This is a genomic window from Okeania sp. SIO3B5 (assembly GCF_010692555.1).
Classification (GTDB): Bacteria; Cyanobacteriota; Cyanobacteriia; order Cyanobacteriales; family Microcoleaceae; genus Okeania.
The window spans coordinates 12,783-30,740 of sequence record NZ_JAAHHG010000034.1; the positions used below are offsets into that span (position 1 = coordinate 12,783).

Annotated in this window: 6 protein-coding genes and 2 pseudogenes; 2 read left to right on the forward strand and 6 right to left on the reverse strand. The window is 38.3% G+C overall.

All coding sequences use genetic code 11. From position 1 onward, the window contains the following. The first annotated feature begins 457 nt into the window (after positions 1-457). Positions 458-3,169, forward strand: a complete 2,712-nt coding sequence (locus F6K54_RS07540; RefSeq protein ID WP_293076114.1) for an RNA helicase — start codon at positions 458-460, stop codon at positions 3,167-3,169. A 2,197-nt stretch (positions 3,170-5,366) separates the two neighbouring features. Here F6K54_RS07540 and F6K54_RS07545 read toward each other — a convergent pair. From F6K54_RS07545 to F6K54_RS07565, 6 genes and pseudogenes are all read right to left on the reverse strand, one after another. Beyond that, positions 5,367-5,606, reverse strand: coding sequence for a hypothetical protein (locus F6K54_RS07545; protein ID WP_293076116.1), 240 nt, complete (start codon positions 5,604-5,606; stop codon positions 5,367-5,369). A 501-nt stretch (positions 5,607-6,107) separates the two neighbouring features. Continuing rightward, positions 6,108-6,822: pseudogene (locus F6K54_RS43715) on the reverse strand (formylglycine-generating enzyme family protein). A 422-nt stretch (positions 6,823-7,244) separates the two neighbouring features. Continuing rightward, a pseudogene (locus F6K54_RS43720) lies at positions 7,245-8,076 on the reverse strand (protein kinase); the annotation flags it as partial. A 185-nt stretch (positions 8,077-8,261) separates the two neighbouring features. Beyond that, the gene (locus tag F6K54_RS07555; protein WP_293076117.1) at positions 8,262-8,441 is read right to left on the reverse strand and encodes a hypothetical protein; all 180 of its coding nucleotides are present in this window, start codon (positions 8,439-8,441) and stop codon (positions 8,262-8,264) included. A gap of 5 nt (positions 8,442-8,446) precedes the next feature. Beyond that, entirely contained in the window at positions 8,447-10,273 is a 1,827-nt protein-coding gene (locus F6K54_RS07560; protein WP_293076119.1) for a bifunctional serine/threonine-protein kinase/formylglycine-generating enzyme family protein, read from the reverse strand. 1,196 nt (positions 10,274-11,469) lie between these two features. After that, on the reverse strand, positions 11,470-11,976 hold the full coding sequence (locus F6K54_RS07565; protein WP_293076121.1) for a hypothetical protein: 507 nt from the start codon (positions 11,974-11,976) through the stop codon (positions 11,470-11,472). A gap of 1,643 nt (positions 11,977-13,619) precedes the next feature. Between F6K54_RS07565 and F6K54_RS07570 the strand changes: the two genes are divergently transcribed. Continuing rightward, positions 13,620-17,198, forward strand: a complete 3,579-nt coding sequence (locus F6K54_RS07570; RefSeq protein WP_293076123.1) for a family 10 glycosylhydrolase — start codon at positions 13,620-13,622, stop codon at positions 17,196-17,198. The last annotated feature ends 760 nt before the right edge of the window (positions 17,199-17,958 follow it).

Below are 17,958 nucleotides of genomic sequence, written 5' to 3' on the forward strand. Positions count from 1 at the left end.
TAGAATAAAAAGTTTTCCTATTTTATTATGAGGTTATCTGAGAAGTCTGTATTGCTACATAAAAGCCTCCTAAATTCCCTAATTTTGGGGGACTTTTATCAGCTAATGGATTCTTGTTCCCCCCAGAATTGGGGGGCTAGGGGGGCAAAATTTCAGTATTAAACAACTTTTCAGATATCCTCAAAAAACTAATTTTATAGCCGTCGAAGGAAAAGGCGTGGACAGTGAAAAGTTTAAAACTCAGACAATGTAAAACTTTTTCTTCTTGGTTCTTCCTTATGCTATAACCACCCTTCTTGAAAACTTTCTCTCTGAAGATTTCTAACCTCAAGCCTGGGAACCCTATTTCGATATATCGTAGTTAAAATCAAAAGATAGAGTCTATAAATTTATTGGTTAACTAGAAAAAAATAGACTATATCACAAAACCTTTATAAAGTCAAGAAAATAAATATTAGTGTCATACTCAACCCAGAACAGACGAGAGCTGGATCTGAAGACCTTATTTCCATTTGAACTAGACGACTTCCAGAAAGAGGCGATCGTCGCCCTTAACGCTGAAAAATCCGTAGTTGTTTGTGCCCCCACAGGTTCAGGCAAAACCTTAATTGGAGAATACGCCATCTACCGTGCCCTAAGTCTTGGACGCCGAGTATTCTACACCACACCCCTAAAAGCTCTGTCAAACCAAAAACTGCGGGACTTCCGCGACCAATTTGGAGCAGAAAGAGTAGGGTTAGTCACAGGAGATACCTCAGTTAACAGGGAAGCACCAGTCCTAGTAATGACTACAGAGATATTCCGCAATATGCTCTATGGTACTCCTATAGGAGAAATAGGCACATCTCTAGAAAAAGTAGAAGCCGTAGTCCTTGACGAATGCCACTACATGAACGATCGGCAACGAGGCACAGTATGGGAAGAATTAATAATTTACTGCCCACCAGAAATTCAACTATTAGCTCTCTCCGCCACAGTTGCCAACAGTGACCAACTTACAGATTGGATCAATAGAGTCCATGGGCCAACCGAACTGATTTACTCTGACTTTCGGCCAGTACCTCTCCAATTTAATTTCTCTAACAGTAAAGGTCTTTTTCCTCTACTGAGCAAGAACCAGAAAAGAGTAAATCCCCTGCTAAAACCTAAAAATAGACGAATAGGTAGAGATTACAGAGAAAAACAACTAGAACCAATATTACCAGCAGTTTTATCTCAACTCAAAGAGCGGGATATGTTGCCAGCTATCTACTTCATATTTAGCCGTCGAGGTTGCGATCGCGCAGTAGCAGAAATAGCACAAGCTAGTAACCTTAACTTAATCGACGAAGCAGAAGCAACTAAACTGCAAAACCTAATTCAAAATTTCCTCACTCGTAACCCAGACTTAGCTCACTCCAAAAAACTCGAACCTCTAAGCAAAGGCATAGCAGCTCACCATGCCGGAATGTTACCAGTCTGGAAAGGATTAGTCGAGGAATTATTTCAGCTAGGTTTAATCAAAGTAGTATTTGCCACCGAAACCTTAGCTGCTGGAATCAATATGCCAGCTCGCACTACTGTGATATCGAGTCTCTCCAAACGCACAGATGAAGGCCACAGACTGCTAAAACCGTCAGAATTTCTACAAATGGCAGGTAGAGCTGGACGACGAGGGATGGATGTTCAGGGTTATGTTTTAACTGTTCAAACTAGGTTTGAGGGTGCGAAGGAGGCAAGTTATTTAGCTACTTCAGGAGCCGATCCCCTGGTAAGTCAGTTTACTCCTAGTTATGGCATGGTGCTGAATTTGCTGCAAACTCATACTTTGGAGGAGGCAAAGGAGTTAGTCGAACGTAGTTTTGGTCAATATTTGTCTACCCTTTCTCTAGAAGGAGAACGTATAGAAATTGAGCAACAGCAAGCAGAGTTAACCTCTTTGCAAAATAAATTGGGAATTTATGGAGAGAATGATTTAGTAAATCTGGAGCAGTTGCTGAGAGACTATGAGAAGATACGAGAAAGAGTAAAAGAAGAAAAACGACTGCTGAAAATTTTGCAAAGGCAAGCGGATGAAAATCGCATTAAAGAAATGTCTTTGTCTTTGTCTTTTGCTTTATCGGGAACTATTATGAGTTTAAAAGGAAAGCACGTTCCTACTGCGAAGAGGGCGGATGCTAAACCTATTGCTGCTGCTTTAGTAGCTAAAGTTCCTGGTTCTGGACAGTCTTCTTACTATGTGTGTTTGGGTAAGGATAATCGATGGTATGTGGTGGCAGCAATGGATGTTGTCAGTTTACACCCAGATTTACCTCGCTTAGTAGAGGTAGAACAGATGGAGTTGCCTGCTGAGATAGATTTTAGGTTGGGGCAATGTCGTAAAGGAGATGAAATTTATCTGAGTTTATCTGAACAAATTCCAGATGTACCTCCACCAATAGATGCTCCAGAAGTTTTGGTACAAATGCAGAAAGTCGCAACGGTGGAAGTAAAGATTCAGGAACATCCGCTGAAGGAATGGGGAAGTCCTCGTATTTTGTTGAAGGGTTGGCGACGAATGGGTATGTTGGAGATGGAAATAGGCGATCGCCAAACTGAGTTAGAGGATAAGTTGGCTCGCCATTGGCAGGAGTTTCTCAATCTCATTGAAATTTTGCAGTATTTTGGTTGTCTGCATGAAGTTGTGCCTACGGATATTGGTCAAGCTTGTGCGGCGATCCGAGGTGATAATGAATTGTGGCTTGGTTTGGCATTGATGTCTGGTGTTCTTGATTCACTCGATCCTCATCATTTGGCTGCTGCTTGTGCTGCTCTGGTGACTGAGATTAGTAGACCTGATAGTTGGTCGCGTTATGATTTGTCTATGGAGGTGGAAGATGCTTTAGGTGGTTTGCGTAGTTTACGACATCAGTTATTTCAGGTGCAGCGTCGGTATCGGGTAAGTTTACCTGTTTGGTTAGAAAGGGATTTGATTAGTTTGGTCGAACAGTGGGCACTGGAGGTGGAATGGCAGGTGTTGGTGGAAAATACGAGTCTGGATGAGGGTGATGTTGTCCGGATTTTACGTCGGACTCTGGATTTTCTTTCTCAGATTCCTCATGTGCCTCATTTACCTGATGTTTTGCGCCGGAATGCTTATCGGGCTATGCAGTTGATAGACCGTTTTCCTGTTAATGAGGAAGTTAAGTAGGGTTTGATGTTTCTGGGGGAGTAGGGGAGTAGGGGAGTAGGGGAGATTGAAGGCTTGAAGTATAGTCAGGACTTACGCAAATTGACTTTTAAAGCACCATTTACCCCTCAAATGGTATTGGCTAACGCCAAGCTCCGAATTGCGCCCTCGCCATAAGTAGAGTCTCTGCGTAAGTCCTGATAGTTATAAACATATAGCGTATAGTACATAACCGGATTCTATATTAAAATTTCCTAGATTCTAAGAGGGAAGAGAGAAGAGGGAAGAGGGAAAAATCTTGCGTTGTCTGAGTTTTCAGCTTTTGATATGTCTGCGCCTTTTCCTTCGACTGCTATTACTATTGTTGTACAATAGTTGAATAAAAAGTCATGCGCAAGGGCGAGCAGCACCCAATAATTACATACTACCATGATTTTCTTCGGGATGCAAGGGGATAATCATTGCTGATTTTTTTGAGCTTCACAGAATGCAGATTCTATATTTTGATGAGCGATCGCTTCTACATGAGTAAATAAAATATATTGGTGTGTTGATGGAGTAAAAGTTTTTCCACTTCTTTTTTTGAAAGCTTCACAGGATGATAATTTTTCTGGTGTTTTGATGGTGTGAGTATCTATATATATTCAGTGGCGATATGCTGTTTTTGCGTTGAATAAAAAGTCATGCGTAGGGGCGAATGACTCACAATGATTAAATCGTATCATAATTTTTTTGGGGATGCAAGGGAATATTCTTCTGTTTTTTTGGAGCTTCACAGGATGCAGATTAATCATCCGTGTATCTGTGGCAAAATCCTTGTCTGGCTGATGGGGTGAAAATTTTGCCTGTTGTTACTTATTTATTTTAATGCTTCACAAAATGAGATTTTTTCTGATGTGTTGATGGTGCGAGTATCTCTTCTATATATATTCAGTAACGATATGCTGTTTTGGTGTTGAATAAAAAGTCATGCGTAGGGGCGAACGAACCCCAATGAATAAATCCTATCATAATTTTTTTGGCGATGCAAGGGGAAATTCCTTACCGATTTTTTTGAGCTTCACAAAATGATGATTTTCTTTGTTTGTGAATATTGAATATAGCGTTGGCGGAGCCTAGCGTTAGCTACATCGCTTCTACATGAGTAAATATATTCATGTGTTGGTGGGGTGAAAAATTTTCCTATCATTACTTCACTTCTTTTTTTTAAAGCTTCACAAAATGAGATTTTTTCTGATGTTTTGATAGTGTGAGTATCTCTTCTATATATATTCAGTGGCGATATGCTGTTTTGGCGTTGAATAAAAAGTCATGCGTATGGGCGAGTTACTCCCAATAATTAAATCGTATCATAATTTTTTTGGGGATGCAAGAGGAAAATCCTTGCCGATTTTTTTGAGCTTCACAGAATGCAGATTAATCATCCGTATATCTGTGGCAAAATCCTTGTCTGGCTGATGGGGTGAAAATTTTGCCTGTTGTTACTTCTTTTGGGAGTGCTTCACAAAGTGAGATTTTTTTTTCTGATGTTTTGATGGTGTGAGTTTCTCTTCTATATATATTCAGTGGCGATATGCTGTTTTGGCGTTGAATAAAAAGTCATGCGTATGGGCGAGTAACCCACAATAATTACATACTACTATGATTTTTTTAGGAATGCAAGGGGAAATTCCTTGCCGTTTTTTTGAGCTTCACAAGATGCAGATTAATCATCCGTGCATCCGTGGCCAAATCCTTGTCTGGCTGATGGTGTGAGTTTCTCTTCTATATATATTCAGTGGCGATACGCTGTTTTGGCGTTGAATAAAAAGTCATACGTAGGGGCGAACGACACCCAATAATTAAATCGTATCATAATTTTTTTGGGAATGCAAGAGGAAAATCCTTGCCGATTTTTTTTGAGCTTCACAAAATGATGATTTTCTTTGTTTGTGAATATAGCGCACTGGGTAAATAGGCTAGGGTAATTATCAATACTCAAACTCACTCAGGGATTACTTCTAATATCATGTCCGGATAAGAGCGATCTGGAAAAAAACCAAAACAGTCACTTGCAGTACAAATCTTTTTATTCTCCCTACTCCTGTACGGGCGAATCGCGATTCGCCCCTACTCCCTTATTTATAACTATTCAACCGGACATGATATAACTTCTAACTTCTAACTTTTGAATTTTTACTTTTGACTTGAGGGTAGCGTTGGCGGAGCCTGGCGGTAGCTACATCGCTTCTACATGAGTAAATAAAATATATTGATGTGTTGATGGTAGAAAATTTGGTGGTGGTGCATTGTCATTATTTTTTACGAGGCGCGGCAGTAACAGTGGGAGCATCTTGCTCCCGTGCCAGATATTCCTTTTTCCTGTCGCTACTTCTTTTCTTAGTAGTGCTTCACAAGATAATAATTTTTCTGGTGCTTTGATGGTGTGAGTTTCTCTTCTATATATATTCAGTGGCAAAATGCTGTTTTTGCGTTGAATAAAAAGTCATGCGTAGGGGCGAGTAACACCCAATAATTACATACTACTATGATTTTTTTAGGAATGCAAGAGGAATATCCTTGCCGTTTTTTTGAGCTTCACAAGATGCAGATTAATCATCCGTGCATCCGTGGCAAAATCCTTGTCTGGCTGATGGTGGGAGTATCTCTTCTATATATATTCAGTGGCGATGTGTTGTTTTTGCGTTGAATAAAAAGTCATGCGTAGGGGCGAGTAACCCCCAATAATTACATACTACTATGATTTTTTTAGGAATGCAAGGGGAAATTCCTTCCCGCCCGACTTAATTTTTAGAGCTTCACAGAATGCAGATTAATCATTCCTACATCTGTAGCAAAATCCTTTTCTGACAACAACTTCTCTTGCTCTGAAAAAAAATTTACCCGCTCTGCCGGAGGGAAAAGAAAAAAGAAAAAGAGGGAAAAGGGGAAAAGAGGAAAAGAATAAAGGGGAAGAATCCTAGGAACCAAAAGCAGAAACAACCGGAACACACGAGGCAATCCGAAAACTCCAATAGTCCTTGAGGATGACGGCATTGAAGTCTTTACGCCTGGCACTCCGACAATTCCTAGAATTGTTGTACCAGCTACCGCCACGGAGAATTCTGTAATTACTATCACCTCCAGTTTCCCAAGCACTACCATCTGTAGGTGCACCTTCATAGTTATCATGCCAAACATCCTGACACCATTCCCAGACATTGCCGTGCATATCGTACAAACCAAAAGAATTGGGTGGAAAAATTCCCACATCTGTTGTTTCTTGACGATATTTTCCTTTCGTTGCATCACCATAGGGATAATTACCATCATAGTTAACTAACTCAGACGTTATAGTTTCGCCAAAATAAAATGGTGTTGTTGTTCGAGCACGGGCGCGCATATTCCCACTGACTCTCACTGGGTAAACTATATTTTTTACCTGTTATTTGTGAGAGTTTCTGACAATATTCTGTCGCGTTGTTCCAACTTACATTTTCTACAGGACGGTTTTCACCCTTAAACCTAGAAGGATTATTTCCCATTACTGCTTGCCATTGTGCTTGAGTGACTGGATACTTTCCCATAAAAAATTCTGGTACATCTACATAATGTTGCGGACTTTCACTATTATCTCTTTCTGCTTCTGTCTCTGGAGAACCCATGAGAAATCTACCTGCGGGAATTTTTACCATTTCTAGGGAGACTCCATTGAAGTTTTCTGCAATTACTTCTGCTTGATCTGGGAGGCGACTTATTATTTCTCCTCTGCGGTTAACTTTTACCGTGGTAAATGTCTGAATGGGAATTTCAGATCGTGGTGGAGGGGGAGGTGCTGGAGTTGGTTGGGGAGGAGAAATATTTTCTGGTGTTGTTTCTGGTATTGGTTGGGGAGTAGAAGTTATTTTTGGAGATAGTTTATTCCCAAAATTTCTACTTAATATTGCTGCTACAAACCAACTTCCTGTTAAACCTCCTAATATTAGTATTTGTCTTCTGGTTTTATCAGGTTGGGTTTGAATTTTTGTTATAGATGAAATGATTGGTACTGGTTTTGGTGTGAGTATGGATTTTGTTTTTGGTATAGATGGAATTGTGGGTGCTGGTGTTGGTTGTGGTGGAGTTTGAATATTTAATGCTTCTAATACTTCAGTAGCATTTTTATAACGTTCTCGAAAATACTCCTGCACCATCTTATCTAAGATATTTGCCAAATGGTTACTTACTTGTGCCTCATTTCGCCAGATAACATTTCCTGTATTTGGATCTGTAGGTAAATTGTGGGGATCTTTTCCTGTGAATGCTTTTATTCCTACCATTCCTACTGCATATATATCGCTACTCAGTTTTGGTTTACCGATCGCCTGTTCGCTTGGCATATATCCTTGTGTTCCAACTGCCACAGTTAAAGTAGTTGTTCCTGGTTGGTTTGCTGTGGTTAATACGTTTATTTCTTTGACTGCTCCAAAGTCGATTAATACTATTTCTTTGTCTGACTTACGACGCATCAAATTTTGTGGTTTTATGTCTCGGTGAATTATATTATTTTGATGAGCTACTGCTAATGCTGATAATATTCCTTTGAGTAGGGTAATAGTATAAGACTCGCTTAATTTTTTCCCTGGTGTTAGTTCTTTGCTAATATCTTGTCCTTCTATATATTCTTGTACTAGGTAAAATTCTGTTCCTTCTTGGAAATGAGCAAATAATTTTGGTATTTTGTCTGAGTCTTTGCCTAGTTTATATAAGGTTTCTGCTTCTCTCTCAAATAATTTTTGGGCAATAGCTAAAACTCCTGGTTCTGAACTTTTAGGCGATAGATGTTTGACTACGCATTTAGGTTTGCCTGGTAAGTCTAAATCTTGAGCTAGGTAGGTATCTCCGAATCCTCCACTTCCTAGAGTGCCTATTATTTTGTAGTGGTTTCTCAGGATTTTTCCAGATTGCATTTTCAGTTATCAGTTATCAGTTATCAGTTATCAGACTGCCTACCAGAAGCATAAAGCTTTTTTGGCCTAATTTTTTTGACTATATAGGGCTTGCTGATTAAAGATCAAAACATTGAATGATATTGGTTTCAGCCTTTTTTGGTCGAAAAAAGTGCAAGGTTTTTGGCTATTGTAGCCTCAAAATGCTAATACTTTTCCCCTGACGATGCCGAAAATTTGGCCGTAACAGATAATCTAAACTTGTTGCCTGTTACTCCCATCTCCGCATCTCCGCATCTCCGCGTCTCCGCGTCTCCGCGTCCCCGTTTCCTACCCCCACAACCAATTTTTTCAGCAAACACTATATATGAGCGCACCTTTTCCATTATGTTTATAATATCATGTCAAGTCTTTTTGTCAACTCCGTAATTACCGACACCGACGAGACAACCCGAAAACCCCTATAGTTGTCGCGGTAGTCGGCATCGTTGTCGTTACGCCTCGCACTCCGGCAATTAAAAGAATTGTTGATCCAGCTACCGCCACGGAGTATTCTGTAATTACTATCACCTCCAGTTTCCCAAGCACTACCATCTGTAGGCGCTCCATTATAATTACTGTGCCAAACATCCTGACAGCATTCCCAGACATTACCGTGCATATCGTACAAACCAAAAGCATTAGGGGGAAATTTTCCCACATTTGTTGTTTCTTTACGATATTTTCCTTTCGGTTCATCAGCATAAGTAGAAGTGCCATCATAGCTAGCTAACTCAGACGTTATAGTTTCGCCAAAATAAAATGGTGTGGTTGTTCCTGCTCGACAAGCATATTCCCACTGACTCTCACTTGGTAAACTATATTTTTTGCCTGTTTTTTGTGAGAGTTTCTGACAATATTTTGTCGCGTCGTTCCAACTTACATTTTCTACAGGACGGTTTGCTCCTTTAAAGTAAGAAGGATTGTTTCCCATTACTGCTTGCCATTGTGCTTGAGTGACTGGATACTTTCCCATGAAAAATTCTGGCACTTCTACATAATGTTGCGGACTTTCACTATTATCTCTTTCTGCTTCTGTTTCTGGAGATCCCATAAGAAATCTACCTGCGGGAATTTTTACCATTTTTAGGGTGACTCCATTACCGAGGTTTTCTGTTATTACTTCTGTTTGATGTTGAGGGCGACTTTTTATTTCTCCTCTGATATTTACTGTCACAGTCTTAAATTCTTGAATGGAAATATTTGTATTAGATGCTAATAATGTTTTTGGTGGTTGTGTTACTGATATAGGTTTGGGTTTTAGTATGGGTAGAGTTTGCTGTTGAGGAGAAGAAACTGGTAATACTGTTTTTGCTTGTGTTGTTCTTGGTGCTGGTGTTGGTTGTGGTGAAGTTGTTAAACCTAACGCTTCTAATACTTTGGTAGCATTTTCATAACGCTGTGGAAAATATTCATGTACCATCTTATCTAATATATTTGCTAGATGGTTACTTACTTTTGCTTCATTTCGCCAGATAACATTTCCTGTCTTTGGATCTGTGGGTAAATTGTGGGGATCTTTTCCTGTGAGTGCTTTTATTCCTACCATTCCTACTGCATATATATCGCTACTCAGTTTTGGTTTACCGATCGCCTGTTCGCTTGGCATATATCCAGGTGTTCCTACTGCTATGGTTAAGATTGTTGTTCCTGGTTGGTTAGCTGTGGTTAATACGTTTATTTCTTTGACTGCTCCAAAGTCGATTAATACTATTTTTTTGTCTGACTTACGACGCATCAAATTTTGTGGTTTGATGTCTCGGTGAATTATGTTGTTTTTATGAGCTTTTTCTAATGCTTCCAATATTCCTTTGAGTAGGGCAATGGTATAAGATTCGCTTAATTTTTTTCCTGGTATTAGTTCTTTGCTAATATTATGCCCTTCTACATATTCTTGTACTAGGTAAAATTCTGTTCCTTCTTGGAAATGGGCAAATAATTTTGGTATTTGATCTGAATTTTCGCCTAGCTTGTATAAGGTTTCTGCCTCTCTTTCAAATAACTTTTGGGCAACGGGTGAAATTCCTGAGTCTGAGCTTTTGGGTTTGAGGTGTTTGACTACGCATTTAGGTTTGCCTGGTAAGTCTAAATCTTGAGCTAGGTAGGTATCTCCGAATCCTCCACTTCCTAGAATGTCTATTATTTTGTAGTGGTTTCTCAGGATTTTTCCAGACTGCATTTTCAGTTATCAGTTATCAGTTATCAGCTTTTTTAGTTATTAGTTACCAGTTATTAGACTTCTTCTTATTCAGTTATCAGTTATCAGCTATTGTTCAACAATTAGCATTAAAGAATTAAACTCATTCATTACTAATTATTTAGTGGGCAAGTATGGTTTTTTGGCCTATTTTTTTTGACTATATATGAGCGCACCTTTTCCATTATATTTATAATATCATGTCAAGTTTTTTTGTCAATCCCCCTTTTTTCAGTTATCAGTTATCAGTATCCAGTTATATCATGTCCGGATAATTAGTGATAAAAAAACTTTCTCCTTCTCTTCTTCTTTCTTCCCTCCTGAATTCTGGATTCTGAATTGCAGAATTGCTGAATTCTGAGTAGTTTATTTATAACTGTTCAACCGGACATGATATTAGTAGTAGGAGTTGAGAAATAAAATAAATATTTAATGGGCTAAAACCCTACTACAAACAAAGGAGATTTCAGCAACGCCCAAAAATTAAATCAATTATCGTACACAAATCATCAATTATTTCCCCCTACTCTGTAGGGACGTTGCATGCAATGTCCCTACTACTCTCTCTTTTATGGAGATATCTAATAATCAGGATAATTAAAATGCTTTTTTTGATGAGCGATCGCCTGTCGTTAAAATTTTGTACTAGAAGAAGTTGCTTTTCCGAATCTGATTCTGATTTAGTATTAGTTCCTACGATTTTTCCTATTCTCTAGAATCATAAATTCTGTTATTAGTTATCAGACTGCCTAGTAGAAGCATAAGGCTTTTTTGGCCTAATTTTTTTGAGTATATGTCAAGTTTTTTTGTCAACCCCGTTTTCCAGTTATCAGTTATCAGTTATCAGTGCTTTATCTTCTTTAAATTGATAATAAAAAAATTATACTTTGTAGGTTGGGTTGACGTTCGCGTAAGCGTTGCGGAGCAAAGGAAACCCAACCATTACCTTGTCTTTGTTGGGTGAAGCGAGAGCGCCACCCAACCTACAATATTATAACTACCATAATTTTTTTTGGGATGCAATGAGAAAGGGAGCAAGATGTTCCCACTGTTTATAAGATTACAATGCACCACTACAGATTTTTTTTGAAGCTTCATAGAATCATGCAGACTCAGGTTACAGCAGTTTTTATAGGTAGAGCACAGTAGGGACTATCTAACCTTAATGAATTCATCACCTAATCCAGTAACGCCAAAGGTTCAATTTTATTAATTAGCCAACAGTCCGAACCTGTGTCCCAAACAAAATTGAAGCGAATTATTTGATTGATTTCTCGGCCAGATTTTGCAAAGTACCGTAATCTGCTTTCTACTGTAGAATTAAACCTATCTTCTGATACCAATTTGGTACTTAGTACCTCTATCCTTTTAATTCTAGTCCACCATTCTATGTAGGAGTTATATCCTTCTGATTGCTCTTTAGAGGATAAAGAATTCCAAGCACTTTGATACTTATAATTGTTTAAAGCTTGGTAGTAATTTCTTAAAGCTGGTTCTGGTGATGATCGACGAGGTGTTTCTAGATTTCTTTTGGTATTTTGGACTCTTTCCTGTGGTGGCTGTTTTTCAGTATCATTTTCTTGTTGCGGAAAAGATATGTTTATGTTGATACTATCGAATATGTTTATGCTGATTAGGCTGATACCACCTAAACCTAAGAAGATGAGTATTTTTCCAATTTTCATTTGGTATATAGTCGCTTTTACTAAATTTATATAAAGCACCCCTCACACATACATTTTAGTATGAAGAATATAGCTTTTTTAGCCTAATTTATTTGAATATATATGAGCGCACCTTTTCCATTATGCTTATAATACCATGTCAAGTTTTTTTGTCAACCCCTTTTTTCCGTTATTAGTTATCAGTTGTTATTCCAAGGGTGAAAAAATAATTTTACGAATAATCAGGACAGTTAAAATGCTTTTTTTGATTAGCGATCGCCTGTCGTTAAAATTTTGTACTAGAACTTGTTTTTCTCAATCTAATTTGGTATTTATTCTTAATTTTTTCCCTATTCCCTAGAATCAGAAATTTTGTAGCTTATCCAAGCAAAAAAGGTTATATATCTATAAAATTATTTATTAGCAACAGAACTTACGCACTGGAAATATATATAGGGTTTCGGTGTGTTAGCGGTAGCGTAACACACCCTACCAATAGTGTTCATGCGTAAGTCCTGAGTAATAATCTTTAATTTTTATTTTACAAACTAGCTCAAACTTATATCTGTAAAGCTATTTAGATTTATATATATTTTTTTTGTACCTATCGATACTAAAAATAGTCATAGTAATTATCTATTAATTATCAACAGTAGTTTTAACTCAGTAGGATTTACTTTGTCTTAGACTGTATATTTAAACACTTGGAAAATTTTAAGTTTGTTCCCATTTAAATCTGCCCTTTTCTCTAATTTCAAGAGATTTTCTACATAATTCAAATCAAACTACTAAGGTAAGCATTTCCTGCGGAATGGTGCGCAAACATCTATTAGCATTCAGCAATCAGATGCATAAACATATTCAAACAATAACTGAGGTTAGGTTATAACCTATTTCATTAATGAATTTTAATTCTCCTTGATAGATAATTCCCTCCTAGTATGATAATGAGTTAATAATACATGGCTGTTTGCATAGCATCCCGCAGGGACGTGCTGATGGTTGACTGCTGAATGCTTACAAAAGTTGAGTAAATTTTCTCAAAATACTGAAGGAAAATCATGGAAATTAAAATATAATTTAATCCTGAAAGTTAGTTCTATTTATTGATAAAGAATAAATAAACACTACTTAATTTTCACCTGTAGATTGATTAAATAAATTATGAGACAATATTGAAAATCTAGTAAGTACTTATATTATTTATATTCTGTGAATATTTTTGTTTGACATCAAAGCTTGAATATGTTAAAAAAAATAATTGGTCATTGCCACCATATTTTGAGGGAACGAGAACAAATTAAACTGGCCTCAAATCTGCTAAATAAATTAATTTTTAAGATTAAATCAAAATGTCTAATATTTCTAAAGATAAAATTTATGAAGTAGAGTAAAGTAGAGAATTGCAATTAATTTATAGATACAGCAGATTCCAAGTATATGAAGTACAGATATTAATAGTTAAATGTTCTTAGTGCGAGCATCTTGCTCGCGCGGGTGTACCTCACCAAAGTGGAATTCGCTGTAAATATGAGTGCCTCAACCATTTCATGCTAATAAAACTTATCCGAACAAAATAACTTGTGAAATAAAATAACTATTAATCAAAGCAATTATTAATAAATTTCATTTGAATACTTAATTTGATTAAATCAAGAGAAATAATGAGTAAAAAAAAGCATATATATCAACAAATTTTACCACAGTTAACAAGTGCCTTATTAAGTTTAATTGTACTGTTACCAACCCCAAGTAGAGCTAATACTTTATTAGGAATAATTCGAGACTCAGGAAATACAAATGAATGGAATAATATCATTACACGAATACGCAATCTAGGTATCAGTTATCAACCCATCGATCTAACACAAATTAATACAGTAGCCGATCTATCTGGGGCGAGAGTTATCTTTTTACCAAACATTGAAACCTTAACTCAAACTCAAGTAGACATTATAGAAGAGTGGGTAAAACAGGGAGGGAAATTAATAGCTAGTGGCCAGGTAGGGAGAAAATCTCAACCAGGAGTAAGGCAAGAATTGCGATCGCTCCTTGGCTCTTACTGGGCCTTTCCCTTGAGTCAACCTGCAACACCAGAAGGAAGACATCGTTGTTTAGATATTGCCTGCAAAAAATCTACCAGTTGGGCACCGATGGGAAATGACCAAGATACTGTTGAGGGTGGAGTATTAATTCCGGCAGGGTTAAGCAGCACAACTGCAGCTACTTGGAAAGGAAGTTCGGGTTCTTCAGCAGTAGTAATTACTCCTCAAGCAACTTACTTCGGTTGGAACTGGGGTAGTAGTACCTCTGCAACGTTAGATAGTGCTTGGTTGCAAGCTGTATTAAATCGTTATCAGAGTCAGCCACAATTTACAGCTAGAAATAATAATCCATTACCCACACCGAATAGTATACCGACTGCTCCCATTATTCCTAGTACTAACCCAGTTAAAATTAGACCCCGTATTTCCTCTGCAGCACCAAAGACTGAAAATAGGAATCAAGTTAGAGTTCAACCTAGAACTACACCTGTAAATTCCAATATAAATCAACCTTCGACGACAACTCAAAACTCGACTGAAAATAGGAATCAAGTTAGAGTTCAACCTAAAACTACACCTGTAAATTCAAATATAAATCAATCTTCTACGACAACTCAAAACTCGACTGAAAATAGGAATCAAGTTAGAGTTCAACCTAAAACTACACCTGTAAATTCAAATATAAATCAACCTTCGACGACACCTCAAAACTCGACTGAAAATAAGAATCAAGTAAGAGTTCAACCTAGAACTGCACCTGTAAATTCCAATATAAATCAACCTCCGACTACAACTCAAAACTCGACTACGGAGCAGGATAATATTTGGCTTAGAAGTCAGCAACAACAGACAACTACCGAACAAAAACCACCACAACCAAATCAACCACCAGAAACATTAGGTAGTCAAAATAATAATTTAACCCCACAGACAAGTACAGCTCCCAAGAGTAACAACATTTGGAACAGATTTCGAGAACAGATAAACCAACAAAAGCAGCAAGCTGAAAATATCAATACCAAGGAAAATGTTGTTAATTCACTGGAAAATTCTGGTTCAGAAACAACAAAAAATAATAGAGATAGTATTTGGAACAGAGCTAGACAACAAACTGAGCAACAAAATCAACCAACTCAAAATATCAGTACCAAGGAAACCGATAACCCTACTGCAGAAACCGCAAATAATAGAGGCAATATTTGGAATAGAGCCAGACAACAAACAACTACACCATCCTCTCGCCGTAACCCCCTAGCTGCCATACTCCGACCTTTGCCTCCACCAGAGATACAAGTACCAAACTCCCAAACAGATCCTTCATCAGCATCAGCACCTGTAGGTTTGGAAGTCAGACAAGGAAACTATCCAATTAGCAGAGCAGAAGCTCAGGCAATGTTGCAAGAGCTAAATAATCTCTTGGGTAGATTTGAGAGTGCTTTGGTTGCAGCTAAGTCAGCAAATGTGGAAGTGAATTTGTCAGCAGATCAAGGTAGTTTGGTAGCTACCAGTAGCGATCGTAGTACATTTCTTGCTCAAAGAAATCGAGAAATAAGTAATGCTCAACAAATAGTCGAACGAGCACGCTTGGTAATTCAAAGATTTCCCCAACAGGTAGCATCCAAACAATATGCTACTGCTAGAAATCAATGGCTGCAAACAAGGCAAATGTTGTGGCAGAATTATCCCACTGATGGAGAAAGAGCAGGAGCTGAGATTAGAGCTGTGTGGTTAGACAGGGGTACAATTGTGAGGGCGCGGTCAGAACGTGGTTTGGCAATGGTTTTTGACAGACTTGCTGCTGCTGGTATTAATACTGTTTTCTTTGAAACTCTGAATGCTGGTTACACAATTTATCCCAGCAATGTTGCTCCCAGACAGAACCCTTTGACAATTTCCTGGGACCCACTTGAGTCTGCTGTTAAATTGGCTCGCGAGCGGAAGATGGAGATACACGCTTGGATCTGGACGTTTGCGACGGGAAATAAGGCTCATAATCGCGCTCTCGGTCAGCCAGATAGTTATTTGGGCCCGGTGATTTCGGCTCATCCTGATTGGGTGATGACTGATAACAAGGGTAGGAAAAGACACCCTTCTGATGGCAAAGTATATATGGACCCTGCTAATCCTTATGTTCGGCAATATCTGCTGAGGATAATAGATGAAATTGCTAGTCGCTATCAGGTTGATGGGATTCAGCTTGACTATATTCGCTATCCTTTTCAAAATCCTGGTCGGAATTTTTCTTATGGTTACAGCACAATAGCTCGCCAGCAGTTTCAGCGGTTGCATGGTGTAGACCCGATGAAGATTTCTTCACGCGATCGCCAAAATAGGTGGAAGTGGACTGAGTTTAAGATTAATCAAGTTAATAGCTTTGTTGCGGATACTTCCAGATTTCTCAAACAGAAATATCCAAGGATGATTTTGTCGGCAGCGGTGTTTCCTTTTCCACGCAATGAGCGGTTTGATAAAATTCAGCAAGATTGGGAAACTTGGGTTCTCAGGGGTGATATTGATTTGTTGACTCCGATGACTTATGCTTTGGATACGAATCGTTTCCAGCAAATTACGCAACCGCTGACAAGTACGCGAGTATTAGGTAGTACTTTGATAACGCCAGCAGTTAAGCTTTTGAATATTCCTGAAATTGTAGCTGTTGACCAAATTCAAGCGGCTAGGGATTTGCCTACAGGGGGTTACATTATTTTTGCTGCTGAAAGAATTACTGGTGGGTTACATGGATTTTTGACTCGTACTCAGGGAGGACCGGAAACTGGGAATAATAATAGAGCTTCATTGAATGCTTTTGCGAACCCTTCCCATGTTGTGGATGGTCCTATTCCTTATAGGCAACCGTTTGCAGCAGCAGCAGATCGTTTTCAAGCTTTGAAAAAGGAATGGAGTTTTTTGTTGGCAAATGAGCAACTTTCTATAAGGCAGTCTGAACTTGAGAGTTGGCGGAATCAAGCTGAGGAATTGGCAGCAGATTTGAATAAATTGGCTGAAAATCCCGACAATAGTAATTTGAACCAAGCTAGAAATAGTTTGAGAAGATTTCAGTTACAGTTTAGGAGTTCTATGAGTGTTCATGGGAGGGAAAATGCTTATCAAGTTCAGACTTGGCAAAATCGTTTAGCTGCTTTGGAAATGTTGTTAAATTATGGCGATCGAGTGCGGTTAAAAAGTGGGAGATTTTAATAGGACTTACCCATGAACGCTATTGGTAGTGGCGTGTTAGCGCTAGCGTAACTGAGCGATGCCCCTTATGTCGGGCTTGCTGATTAAATATCAAAGTGACGAAAAAAGCTAATGCACTATTTTAGGTGAAACAATCCAGTAGACTGACACATCTAAAACTGTGCATTAGCTTTTAACTTGAAAATTCTTACTTTTGAATGCATGACTTTTGACTTTTGAATTGAATCTAATGCACCATTTTAGCTGTGTCAGTCCAGTAGGGTGTGTTAGCGCTAGCGTAACTGAGCGATGGCCCTTATATAGTGCCTTTGCGTAAGTCCTGTTGATGAATTTGTCAGTCATAATCATAGACTATACCAGATAATCATAGATTATACTAGATAATCATAGATTTTGTCAAACTGTTATTTACCCTGAGAGAACATTTAGGAGTATCTCATATCATGTCCGGTTGAATAATTAGACTTTGGTGGAAGGAAGGCAGCTATGCTGGAGGCAGAAGGTTTTCTTCTATTGTCACCTTGATTTTATACACAAACGATGCTATCAGACATGACATCAGTCCAAATTTGCCAAGCATCTAGTGCAGGATGGCGGAAATAACTGACCAGTTAAAAAAGGTTCAAAAGCTTGTACAATAACCTTTCTTCCCTTCTGCCTTCTGCTATCCTAGATAACTAAAGCCTCCAGCATAGCTGCCTTTTTGCACTAGGTATATCATTCCAGACAGTAAATGGATGGGAAACCGGACATGATATTA